Source organism: Nocardia sp. bgisy134 (genome assembly GCF_057708325.1).
In genome coordinates, this window is sequence record NZ_JBYIRW010000013.1 from 228,625 (window position 1) to 239,981 (window position 11,357).

Annotated in this window: 14 protein-coding genes; 6 read left to right on the forward strand and 8 right to left on the reverse strand. The window is 66.7% G+C overall.

Annotation, left to right across the window (positions count from 1 at the left end):
* Window positions 1-464 precede the first annotated feature (464 nt).
* On the forward strand, window positions 465-1,658 hold the full coding sequence (locus AC3ERS_RS23455; RefSeq protein WP_431970202.1) for a hypothetical protein: 1,194 nt from the start codon (window positions 465-467) through the stop codon (window positions 1,656-1,658).
* A 232-nt stretch (window positions 1,659-1,890) separates the two neighbouring features.
* Here the strand turns inward: AC3ERS_RS23455 and AC3ERS_RS23460 are convergent, their stop codons facing one another.
* The 4 genes from AC3ERS_RS23460 to AC3ERS_RS23475 form a co-directional block, all read right to left on the reverse strand.
* A complete protein-coding gene (locus AC3ERS_RS23460; protein ID WP_431970203.1) occupies window positions 1,891-2,580 on the reverse strand; it encodes a LysE family translocator in 690 nt (229 codons plus the stop codon).
* Window positions 2,540-3,211 carry a VOC family protein gene (locus AC3ERS_RS23465; protein ID WP_431970204.1) on the reverse strand — a complete coding sequence of 224 codons (672 nt, stop codon included), beginning with the start codon at window positions 3,209-3,211 and terminating at the stop codon, window positions 2,540-2,542. The genes AC3ERS_RS23460 and AC3ERS_RS23465 overlap by 41 nt, the downstream gene beginning before the upstream one ends.
* 216 nt (window positions 3,212-3,427) lie before the next feature.
* Window positions 3,428-4,018 carry a hypothetical protein gene (locus tag AC3ERS_RS23470; protein ID WP_431970205.1) on the reverse strand — a complete coding sequence of 197 codons (591 nt, stop codon included), beginning with the start codon at window positions 4,016-4,018 and terminating at the stop codon, window positions 3,428-3,430.
* A gap of 323 nt (window positions 4,019-4,341) precedes the next feature.
* Entirely contained in the window at window positions 4,342-4,647 is a 306-nt protein-coding gene (locus AC3ERS_RS23475; RefSeq protein WP_431970206.1) for a hypothetical protein, read from the reverse strand.
* A gap of 91 nt (window positions 4,648-4,738) precedes the next feature.
* Here AC3ERS_RS23475 and AC3ERS_RS23480 point away from each other — a divergent pair, with 91 nt between their 5' ends.
* Together AC3ERS_RS23480 and AC3ERS_RS23485 are read left to right on the forward strand one after the other, a co-directional pair.
* Window positions 4,739-5,272, forward strand: coding sequence for a hypothetical protein (locus AC3ERS_RS23480; protein ID WP_431970207.1), 534 nt, complete (start codon window positions 4,739-4,741; stop codon window positions 5,270-5,272).
* A 168-nt stretch (window positions 5,273-5,440) separates the two neighbouring features.
* On the forward strand, window positions 5,441-6,337 hold the full coding sequence (locus tag AC3ERS_RS23485) for an alpha/beta fold hydrolase (RefSeq protein ID WP_431970208.1): 897 nt from the start codon (window positions 5,441-5,443) through the stop codon (window positions 6,335-6,337).
* A 311-nt stretch (window positions 6,338-6,648) separates the two neighbouring features.
* On the opposite strand, the gene AC3ERS_RS23490 is transcribed toward AC3ERS_RS23485, so the two are convergent.
* Both AC3ERS_RS23490 and AC3ERS_RS23495 read right to left on the reverse strand, forming a co-directional pair.
* Entirely contained in the window at window positions 6,649-6,966 is a 318-nt protein-coding gene (locus AC3ERS_RS23490) for a hypothetical protein (RefSeq protein ID WP_431970209.1), read from the reverse strand.
* 101 nt (window positions 6,967-7,067) lie between these two features.
* Window positions 7,068-7,796, reverse strand: a complete 729-nt coding sequence (locus AC3ERS_RS23495; RefSeq protein WP_431970233.1) for an IclR family transcriptional regulator — start codon at window positions 7,794-7,796, stop codon at window positions 7,068-7,070.
* 199 nt (window positions 7,797-7,995) lie between these two features.
* Between AC3ERS_RS23495 and AC3ERS_RS23500 the strand changes: the two genes are divergently transcribed.
* Window positions 7,996-8,886 carry a fumarylacetoacetate hydrolase family protein gene (locus AC3ERS_RS23500; RefSeq protein ID WP_431970210.1) on the forward strand — a complete coding sequence of 297 codons (891 nt, stop codon included), beginning with the start codon at window positions 7,996-7,998 and terminating at the stop codon, window positions 8,884-8,886.
* Window positions 8,883-9,647, forward strand: coding sequence for an IclR family transcriptional regulator (locus AC3ERS_RS23505; RefSeq protein ID WP_431970211.1), 765 nt, complete (start codon window positions 8,883-8,885; stop codon window positions 9,645-9,647). Before AC3ERS_RS23500 ends, AC3ERS_RS23505 begins: the two co-directional genes overlap by 4 nt.
* 220 nt (window positions 9,648-9,867) lie before the next feature.
* Here AC3ERS_RS23505 and AC3ERS_RS23510 read toward each other — a convergent pair whose 3' ends face one another.
* Entirely contained in the window at window positions 9,868-10,188 is a 321-nt protein-coding gene (locus tag AC3ERS_RS23510; protein WP_431970212.1) for an SDR family NAD(P)-dependent oxidoreductase, read from the reverse strand.
* Entirely contained in the window at window positions 10,185-10,532 is a 348-nt protein-coding gene (locus AC3ERS_RS23515; RefSeq protein ID WP_431970213.1) for a nuclear transport factor 2 family protein, read from the reverse strand. The genes AC3ERS_RS23510 and AC3ERS_RS23515 overlap by 4 nt, the downstream gene beginning before the upstream one ends.
* Window positions 10,533-10,708: 176 nt before the next feature.
* Between AC3ERS_RS23515 and AC3ERS_RS23520 the strand changes: the two genes are divergently transcribed.
* Window positions 10,709-11,357 (forward strand): class II aldolase/adducin family protein (locus AC3ERS_RS23520; protein WP_431970214.1); only part of this gene is annotated, 649 nt, incomplete at its 3' end.

The following is an 11,357-nucleotide window of genomic DNA, read 5'->3' on the forward strand; positions in this document are numbered from 1 at the left end:
CCCGCGACCAATCGCGGCGGTAGCTGTGCATGGTCGCGAGTCGACCTCCACCACCATCTGTGAATGACAATCAGGTGGGCATCGTCCCAATTACGTTGGAAGGCAGGGCTTTTGTTCGGCTTGTCGAATCCATGGGTGGTGAAACACGGTACCCGGCAGGCTACCGCGACGGAGTCTTGTCGGCGACGTGTTCGCGGAACTGCACTGCGTCCGCTCGAGTTCATCGGGAACGACTGCCGGACACCATCGCTCGCAGCGGCGTCGTCGCCACCCCGTTGCGCGGGTAGGCCCCCCCGGGTGAGCGTTGCCCGACGAGCTACACCGAGGTGCCATCCTCCGTCGACGCCGAACCCGTTCTCCACCCGGGGTGAACGCGGAAGCCTCAGAGTTCTCTCACGAATGCGACAAAGGTGGTTCAACTCGACAGGATAATGTCCGGAACGCGAGAGAGTAGGACGGCGAATATGGCGAACGGGCGCAACGGATTTCTGCTACTCGGCGGCCTGGCATCGATCGGGGCGGGTGCGCTGCACCTGTTCGCCGCGGGGCTGCACACCGAGCACGCCACACTGGCCCGGCTCATGGTCGCGCTGGCGGCGCTGCAATGCGTGGCCGGGCTGCTGGCGACGCTGAGCCCACGCCGCGCGGTGACTGCGGCGGTTGTCGGGGTCAACCTGTTCGCGGCGGCGATGTGGGTCTACACCCGGTTCGCGAGTGTCCCGTGGATCGACGGGCTGGACGCGGAAGCCCCGCAGTTCATCGACAGTGTGTGCGCGGCGCTGGGTGTGCTGGCGGCGGTGGCGGCCGGAGTCGCGCTGGCCTTGCCGCAGGCGCAGCTGCCCGCGATGCGGACCGGTATCGCCGCGACCGCGGTGGTTGTGCTGGCGGTGGCGGCGATGCTCGGCGGAGTCGGGCACGTGCACAGCCACGGCGACGACCACGCACACGGCGATCAGACCGCGCACGGTGACGACCACGCACATGCCGACCAAGGAGCGCACGGCGACCATGGTGACCACGGTGCGAGCGCACAGTGGCCGCGCCCGTTCGACCCCGCGAACCCGATCGACGTATCCGGCGTCCCCGGCGTGACCGCCGCGCAGGAACAGCGCGCGACCGCGCTGATCCGCAGCACCCTCGACAACCTGCCCGCCTTCGCCGACGTGCAATCCGTCGGAGCCCTCGGCTACCGCTCCATCGGCGACTCGTCCACCGGCTACGAGCACTACATCAACTCCGCCTACATCCGCGACGGCCGGTTCCTCGACGCGACCCGCCCGGAGTCGCTCGTCTACCGAGTCGACGGACGGAACCGCACCCTGGTTTCGGCGATGTACATCGCGGACAAGAGGCTCGACGACCCCGAACTCGTCGACTACGGCGGCTCGCTGATGCAGTGGCACGTCCACGACAACCTCTGCTGGAGCGCGGGAGCCAACGGCCCCCGGGTCGCCGGAATCACCGACGCCCAGGGCGCCTGCCCGCCCGGCTCGATCAACCCCGGCGCGGGCAACCCGATGGTCCACGTCTGGATCACCGTCCACCAGTGCGGCCCGTTCGCCGCCCTGGAAGGCCACGGCGCCGGGCAGGCAGCAGTCGGCCCCGACGGCCGCCGCACCGACGTCTGCGCCCACGACCACTCCGGCGGACACCGCTGAGCCGACCCCGCTCCCGATCCAAACCCGTTGTCCTCACAGCCTGATTCGACAAACTCGCCGTCCGCTGCCTGGCCACCATCCACATCGCCGCCATCAACCAACGGCTCCCCGACGAATTACGACAGCCACCACCCACGTCTTGCCATTTCACAACAGGCCCAAGCTGTGTACGTGGGACGCCGGTCGGGCCACACCTACTGCTCGGCCAATTGTCGATGGAGCTGGCTGCGGCTCAACGGGTTTGCACGGCCAGCTTCAGCCCGACCCCAATCAGGACGGTGGCACTGATTCGATCCATCCAGGCGCGCACCCGCTCACGCAGCAGCATGTGCCGGGCTTTGCTCGCCGTCCAGATCAGTGCCGGGTACCAGAGGAAAGTGACGGCGATATGGATGCCAACGAGCACCGCTCCTGACGCCGCCGTGGCCGAACCGACGGGCAGGAACTGCGGAAGGATACTGATGTAGAAGACGCCGACCTTCGGATTCAGCAGATTGGTTATCGCACCCGCGCGCAGAGCCTCCGTCGCCCGCGTAGCCATCGGAGCCGTGGCGGTATTTTCGCCGATGCCCGGCGCTCTATTGCGCGGCAGGGACTTCCAAATGGCGCTCCCACCGAGCCAGATCAAGTACACGGCAGGGTCGTGCCGGACATCCCCCACCTCCATCACAGCGAGCGAGGCTATCGACAGCAATGACACCACAGCGGCTGATGTTCTGTCGTCGCAACGTGCGCGGCGGGTCGGCGTCGCGAGACATATCGCGTTCACTTCGCTATAGCCCGGTTCTGCCAGCAGCAGGCCGCGGCGCCGTTGCTCGGCCGGTCCGACTCGTGCTCGGCCGCTGATCACGATCCAGGCGACGCGGCGGCGGGAATCCCTGTCACAGTGCGGCTTCGAGTTCGGTGGCTCGCCGCAGGTCATCGACCAGTTCCGGTTCGCTGACCCCTGCCGCTCGGACCCGAGCCAACAGTTCTCGGGCCAGGTCCGTCTCGCCGCGGCGAAGCGCCACATCGGCCCTCAGCACCAGCAGCTTCACCAACTGGACCGGCGTCGGCTGCTCGTCGGTTCGGTGCAACTCACGGTCGAGGACCTTCACTGCCAACTCCAGGTCCTGTTTGGAATCGGCGAACAGCGAGCCCATATGAACGGCTCGGTCGAAGGTCGACCGCGGCACCGGCCGGTGTCGCTGGTCCTCACTGATCGGCTGCGCGATCTGGATGGTGTTCCCACCGGGGTCCGTCATCAGGAACTGTCGCACCCCGTAGGTCGTGTCCTTCAATACGCCCACCCGAGGGACGCCCTGCGTAGGCACCGACCCGAAGACCTCGCCCAGCGCCGCGGTGAAGACCGCGTACAGGTAGTCGACGTCATCGGTGTCGACCAGGCAGCCATGCGTGCACGACTGCGGATCGAAAGCCTTGTCTCCATGGAAGTTCAACTCGATACCGCCACGCTTCACGCTCAGAAACTGGGAGGGCTTGGTTTGGCGGAACGTGATCTCGAACCCCAACGCGGTGTAGAAATCGGCCACCGGCTCAATGGATCGAGCCATCAACAGAGGAATCGTCTTCTCGGTCACAGCACCGACCGTAGGCAGCGACCTCCTGTGCACGCACATGAAGGTGAGAAGCCCGACTTTCCCTGGTCAACGGCGAATCGGATCTATCACAGGCGCCGTTCCCGGACCCTGGCATGCCGACTTTCAGCGTTGCAGAACGCCTATTGCCGTTTCGCGGCTGATGTCACTCGTGGACCACACTGGACGAGTTCACCTTCGTCGGTCCGACACGACCTCGGCCGCGCCGACCGCGGCATAGGAGCCGGTCAGTGCAAGCATGCTGACTGCGGCACGCACTGGAACGTCGCGACGAACCAGCTGGGCGATACCGGTGAGGGTGTCGGAGGTATCGACGACCAGCCCGAACCGCTTCCAGCGGGCGCGTTCCTCCTCGCTGCCGGTCAGGTAGCCCAGACCCATCACCAAGGCACGTGCCCCGTAGATCCGGGTCAGGTAGGTCAGCTCCGGGGAACTCTTGATCCCGACCGCCCTGGCGAACTGTCTGGGGGCGGTCAGCGAGATGGCGGCGAGAACGAGCCGCCCGATGGCCATGCGGTCGAGCGCGTCGGCGCGGACGCCGGTGGTGGGTGTGGTGGTCACGGGCTGCATCCCTTCGGTGCGGGAGTGCTTGCGCGATGCCGCGCGTTCGGCGGCGGTCGGGAAGAATCGCGGCAACAGCTTCAGCGACAGGATCGGATGCGCGAGCAGCCGCGGCACCAGCGATGCCGAGTCGAAGTAGGTGTCGTTGGCGGCGATTCCGCCGTCACGCAGCACGATGCGATCGACGACGTCGATCGACACGGATCGGTGGCCGAGTGTCCGGGGTATTCGCCGCACTATCCGCCACGCTAGGCGCTGCCGAACACGGGTAGCACGAAAGGCGACAACGAGATCGCCGCATACCCCGAATGACGTTGCGTCGACTATCGGGCAGACGCGCGACGCGACGGTCGGATAGATACCTGGCACACCGCAGCTCATGACTCCGCAACTGCGGCACGACATCTGGCAGTAGACAGTCCAGGGCCCCGACCCAGTAGCTCGTGCGCTGCGACCTGGCCACGTGTCCGCTACACCAACACATCGAATGGTGCAGTAGGGCACCGGATTTGCGTGTACTCGCCCTACCGCTTCTGCTCGGAACGCTGATGCTCACGCCACGCCTTCTGGGTCTCGGTCAGCTTCTGGCGCGGAGTTCGGTTCCGGAAGAAATCCACCACCAGCAGCACCGGCAGGATGAACGCCTGGAAGAAGACCCAGTACGAGCCACTCTCGAAGATGAAGGCCAGGTAGATGGCATAGCCCAGGTAGATGGGCCCCAAGATGGCGTTGATGATGCGCGAAGCCTTGCTCTGCCCGTTCTCCACCAGGGCCATCGCGATCATGACGACACCACTGACCGCGAGCAGACCTACATACCAATTGAACATGGAACCCCCCAACGCAATACCGGCCGTACCGGTCGGTCCGGCCGCGCCCGAACGATAGCACCGACGACGGCGACCCACCTATTGACTATCGGTGCCCGGTTTCGCCGACCGCGTCACCCTCACGACCGTCCGGCTGTTTGCTCTGCATCGTGACGATTCCTGCGCCGAACATTCACTCCGTCGGGCGGTCGGCCTCGAGTTCCGCGACCTCGGCACGAGTGAGCTCTTCACGAAGCAGTTCGGCATTATTGCGGACCCTTTCCGCGATCTCAGGTGTCATGTGCGGCCTTCCTACATACGGATTCCGTGCAATCGCTTCGGCTGCCTCCGTTCGTGCACGCAGGACGTCGATCGGAATCTGGTGGCCAGGTTCGAGTTCGGTGCCCGACTGATCGCGGACCGGAACCCAGCCGAGAGAGCCCGGCCGGATTGTGATGTCCTCGCCGTGGAATTGGACGTCGAAGTGCGCGAAAGCTCCTGGCACGCCTTTCTTTTCCCGAACGTACGCAAGGCCGCGGCCGAAATGCGGGTGCTGGACGAGACTGCGTCGCCGAGCACGTCGTGTCGAGCGGTCGTGTCGCATCGGCCATGGAATACGACCACTGCCCCAACAGCAACGACGTGATGACGAAGCACGGTGAGCGGTTACCCGCCATGATCGGGCGGCACGTTCACCGGCCGGCGCTCCCCCATGCGACGACGGCGCCGAACGGTTCTCTCCACCCACGGTCGGTGGCCGGATCCACCCGCAGACGGTAGTCCGGAACCCGCCCGGCGAACTATCGTGACCAGCATGCCTGTTACCGACGGTATCGCTGTTTCCGAACCGCCAGTCATACCCGGCGTGCGCCGGTCGTTCAGCACCGCCCGTGGCGTCCGATTCCACGTCACCGAAGCCGGGCCGGTCGACGGCCGTCCGGTCGTGCTGCTGCACGGCTGGCCGCAGCACCATTACGCGTACCGGGATCTGCTCGCCGACCCGCCCGAGGGACTCCGGATCATCGCGCCCGATCTGCCGGGCTACGGCTGGTCGGGCCCGCCGCCGCATCGGTGGGCGAAGGAGGACATCGCCTCCGACGTGCTCGCGCTCCTCGATGCGCTGAGCCTGGAGCGCGTGTTGCTCGTCGGACACGACTGGGGCGGTTATGTCGGATACCTGATGGTGCTGCGCCAGCCCGAACGTTTCGACGGCTATCTCGCACTGAACATGGCGCATCCATGGGTCCCGGCGGCAACGGTGTTGCGCCATGTCTGGCGCTTCCTCGTCTATCAACCGCTGCTCGCCATCGCGGGCATGCCGTTACAACAGCGCACCCGCGTCCTCGAACGACTCATCCCCGCCGCGATCACCGACCGCAGCGCGGTCAGCCCCGAGGTGGTGCGAATCTTTGCCGACCGCTTCCGCGATCCGGTCTGCGCCCGCGCCGCCACCGACACCTACCGAACGTTCTGGGTGCGCGAAATCCCGAACAGCGCACGCAATCCCGAGCGCCGCCGCGCCACCATCCCCATCCGCGCGCTCTTCGGCCTGGACGACGCCGCTCTCCATCCTTCGCTGGCCGCCCCCGACACCGCCCGTGCCGACGACTACACCTTCGAACCCGTCACCGGCTGTGGACATTTCATCGCCGACGAACGCCCCGACCTGGTCCGCGCCCGCCTGATCGAGCTGGCGACGGCCACGACATAGCGCACGACCGCCGCAGCGGGGGTTCGGTGTACGCGCCTGTCACGCATGCACAAGCTCCATGCGGAAGGCGCGACACCGTCGAAAGTGGCGGGATGGCCGCGCGGAAGCTGCGTGCTCAGGGGCGAAGCCGAATGTCCCGACCATCGCACCGATGTCGCGGCGGATACCGCGGAGATCTTCCACCCGCGCGTGTCCCGATTCCCGGGACCGCTGCTGGTGGTCGACGCTTGACGACTGCGCGAATTCCCTGCCGACTCCTGGGCGATGCCGCTGCCGACAGGGAATCCACCGCGCAGCCGGTGGGCGCGCGGTCAGGCGCAGGCGCGGTTGAGTCCGTCGGTGAACGGCGTGAGGTCGACGACCTCGTCATCGATCAGAGCGCCTGCGTAGGCCGCGATGGCATCCCGTTCGGCGCCCTGCGCCGTCTCGGCCAGGCCGCTCAGCCTGCCGGACAGCGCGGTCGCGGTCGCTTCGTCCATGGTGCCGCCGGTGGTGTCGATGGCGATGTTGATCAGCTCGATGGCCTTCGCGCAGTTCAGGGACTGGGCGTGCGCGGGCGTGGCGGGCAGCGCGATCAGCGCGCCCGCAGCGATGGCGAGCGCGGCGGTGACGGACGAAGACTTGATCATGATTTCCTCCCGAGGTGTGCGACGCGAAACCGTAGCAGAGAGGAACGACACCGTTGTCATTCGCCTTGTCGGACTTCAAGGCGACGCGGACGGCGACGGTGTCAATCCCGCTTCCGGAGTGCCTCGCGCCGCGCCAGGGTCGCTGCGATCCCGTCCGCGACAGCGCGCACCGACGCCGCGTGCTGCCGCGGGCGGAAACGGGTTACCGGACCGGTGACGCTGACCGCCGCGAGCACCCGCTCATCGGCGTCGAGCACCGGCGCGGCGACGCACACAATCCCTATGGCGGACTCCTCGAACTCGAAGGCGATCCCGCTCTCGACCACGTCGTCGAGCTGATTACGGAGCGTCCCCGGTGCGGTGATCGTCCGCGGCGCCAGTCGTGGCAGCGGTTCCGCAAGGACCGCCCGCCGCACGTCCGCGGGAGCATGGGCAAGCAGCGCCTTGCCGATGGCGGTGGCGTGCAAGGGCATCCGGCCGCCCAGTCGAGAAGGCGAGCGCACCTGCCGGTGGCCACCTATCTTCGCGACGTACACCACCTCGTGGCTCTCCAGGAGCCCCAGGTGCACCAACTCATGGGTGCGTTCGTAGAGGTCCTCGAGGAAGGGTGTGGCCACCTCGATCAGGCCTCGCTCGACCGAGGCCCGCATGCCGAGTTCGAAAAGGTGACTGCCCAGATGATAGGCGCCGCCGACCCGATCCAGCAGGCGTGTCGACTCGAGATCGCCCAGTATGCGGTGCAGCGTTGCCTTCGGCAGCCGCGTACGCCGTTGCAACTCGGCGAAACCGACTCCCTGGTCCTCGACCTCGAACGCGTGCAGCACCGACATCACCTTGCCCAGCACTGTGTCGGGATCCGGCTCGGCACGCCTTGCGGAATCAGGCACTGGACAATTCTCGTCTCGCACGTCGGGAGAAGAAGTGACTGCCCAGCAAATTTCGGCCTGCGGAACAGCGGGGCCGAGCGAGCTTGACAACCCCCGCGAAAGTGTGTGCACTTTAGTGAGCTCACTGATCTAAGGGGTTTGCATGTCGTCGCAGCGTTGGTGCCTCGTCCAATTCGTCGAGAACAACCGAGCCGAGCCGAGCATTGGTGTGCTCGCGGAGGGCAAAGTCTGTCGAGCGCCGCAGTCGCTGTCCGCTCGCACTCTCCTGGACGTCTTCGACCGGTGGGAGGAGTTCACGCCGCTGCTCCAGAATCTCGAGCTCTCGGCACTCGAGGTCGCGCCGGACGCCGAGCTGATCGCCCCTCTCACCTACCCCCGCAAGATACTCTGCGCCGGGGCGAACTACTACGGACACGCGCAGGAGATGGGCACACAGCGCCCGAACCCCGACGGCGAGCCGTTCTTCTTCCTCAAGCCACCGACAACGACGGTGGTCAGTGCGCACGACGATGTGCGGCTGCCGGATAACGCAGACGTGGACTGGGAGGCCGAGCTGGCCGTCGTCATCGGCACCGGCGGGCGCGATATCGACGAGCGCACAGCCCTCGAACACGTCGCGGGCTACACCGTCGCGAACGACCTGTCCGCACGCGGACGGTTCCCGAGGAAGGATGCGGTCCAACCGCCATTCGGCTGGGACTGGGTCCAGCACAAGGCATTCGACGGATCGTGCCCTTTGGGGCCTGGAATCGTTCCCGGCTGGCAGATCGGCGACCCGCATGCCCTCACACTCCGGCTGACCGTCAACGGGGAGATCAAACAGGAAGCATCCACCGCCGACATGGTGATCACGGTGCCACGACTGATCGCCGCCGCGAGCCGCGTACTGACACTCGAGCCGGGTGACGTCATCCTGACCGGAACACCGGCCGGGGTGGGCATGCCGCGCAAGACCTTCCTGCACGTCGGCGACCTGGTCGTCACCGAGATCGACGGCATCGGCCGGCTGGAGAACAGAATGGTGGCGTCATGACCACGGCGACAATGCCGTCGCACGAGTCGGTCTCCTCAGCCGAGAACGTCCTCACACTCCTCATTGCTCTTCGCGAGCACGGCCGGTTGCGAGTGGCCGACGCCGCCGAGCTGCTGTCGGTGACGCCCCCGACCGCACACCGGCTGTTATCGACCCTCAAGCGACACGAGTTCGCCGAACAGGACCGAAAACGCGTCTACCTGCCGGGACCTCGGCTGGCGCAGTTGCCGTCGGGCGCCGAGCCGCCGCAGGACCCGGCCGCCCTGGCCCACCCCTATCTGGCGGCGCTATCGCGCAAGGTAGGCAACACGACCTTTCTGGCGACGTTGCAGGGCAACGGCTGCCGATTCGTCGACGGCGTGGAGAGCAACCACGCGCTCCGCGTCGCCAGTCGAGTCGGGCTTCTCCTCCCCGCGCACACCACATCGGGTGGCAAGGTACTCCTGGCCCAGCTTCCGGACACCGAACTGGTCGCGCTCTACCCCAACCGCCATGTCCGCATGCGCGATGGCTCGATGCGTGATCTTGTCACGCTGCGTCGCGAGCTCGGTGTCGTCCGCCGCACGGGTTATGCCCTCAGCCTCGAGGAAAGCGAGCAGTGCGTCAACGCCGTCGGCGTCCCGGTCACCACCCGGTCGGGCAAGGTCGTCGCCGCTGTCGTGTTGGCGTGCCCGGCGGCGAGCTCGAGCCGCAGGCACCTCATCGATCTCGTGCCCGACGCCAGGGCGGCCGCGACCGCGATCGCGGAGAACCTCACCTGACGACGCGCCTCGCTCCAGTCTGGTCCGGTGCCGACCGCACCGGCGGTACGACAGCCTCCCGGCCAGACGAACGCATTCAGCCGGTGGTCATGGTCGAGACAACGGCTGACGGGACGGCCGGACCTCACATGCGGAGGTCCGGCCGGTCGGGTCAGGCCGGGACGTTCTGCCCGGCGTTCTCAGCCGTCACGAAGGCCACGATGAAGTCCTTCACTTTCGTTCATGCCCGCATCCATCCGTCGTCGACAATCAAGGTCTGGCCTGTGCCCGCATTGTTCACCAAGACGTCCACTTGCCCGAGCTCGCCCTCGACCTCGGCGGCGAATGCGCGCACGGACTCGGGCGAGGGCACATCGCAATGGGCGGCGAACCCGCGGCCGCCCGCCTTCTCGATCAGGCGCAGGGTCTCGTCCGCCGGGCCGACGTCGGCGACGGCGACCACATGTCCGTCCACGGCCAGGCGCTCGGCGAACGCCTGCCCGATGCCGGCAGCGCCTCCGGTGACGACCGCGACGCGTCCTGTCGCCTTGCGCGTGCTCATGCGAACACCGGCGCCAAGTCGAAGAAGACCCGGTATTCGTCGATCAGGCCGCTGTCACCTACGGTCCAGATCGACACCACCGGGATCGGGACCTTTCCGCCATCCTTACGCGTGTACGTGACCACGAGTTCGACGATCGTGTTCTTGCCCACGATCCACTCGTTGACGATGTCGTGATGCATCCCACCGACCGTGCCGAAGAAGCCGGCGCAGCCCGCCTCGACCGCATCACGGCCTTCGAGAGTGGGGAAATTGCCGAAGGTGATCTTGCCGTCCGGTGCGAAAAGCTCGGCAAAGCCCTCGGCGTCGAGGGTGTCGACCGCCTGGAATGCTGCGGCGGTCAAAGCGCTGGTCATGGTGGATCCTTTCGAACAGAAGTGTATACACCTTGACCTTCAATAGTGATGCTGGTCACGTTGGACGCTCGCAAATTTCACCTAGCGGAACGAGTTCCCGGCAGGGTCATCGACTTTGCTTCCGGCGTGGTGCCGCCGCCCCTGAGTGCATACAGTTACCTCTTATGCGCTCCCCCACCGATATCCAAGTTGCCGACGCGGCGCGAGCCTTGGCCGCGCTGGGGCTCGTCGACGCATTCGGGCACGTCTCCGCCAGGGACGTCGACCACATGGTCATTACCCCCGCGGCCGATTTGGCGACCGTCGCGGCTTCGGACTGCCTCCGCGTCCCGTTGACCGCCACGGAATTGCCACCCGGGTGCCCGGCCGAGGCATGGGCCCACCTGGCCCTCTACCAGCGCTACCCGGCGACCGGAGCGATCGCTCGTGCGCAGCCGGCGGCCTCGCTGGCCGTCGGCATGTGCACCGACCGCATCGCCCCGACACATGGTCAGGCGTGCTGGCTCGGCGACTACATTCCGGTGTATCCGTCCGCGTTGCTGGTCCGCGAGGCCGACCGAGGCCGCAGGCTCGCCGAGGCGATGGGGTCGGCGGACGCGATGATTCTGCGTGGCAACGGTGCGATCGCGATGGGCAGCGGCCCGGCCACGGCAGTGGCCACCATGTCGGTGCTGGCGGCAGCATGCACGGTCTGGCTCCAGATGCGGGACGAACCCGCCACGCTCCTGTCGGCAGCGGAGATCCGCTCCTGGCAGGCCGTCAAGGCGGAGTTGCTGCCCCGGCTGGGAGCGCACCTGCTGCGCACAGCGGCAG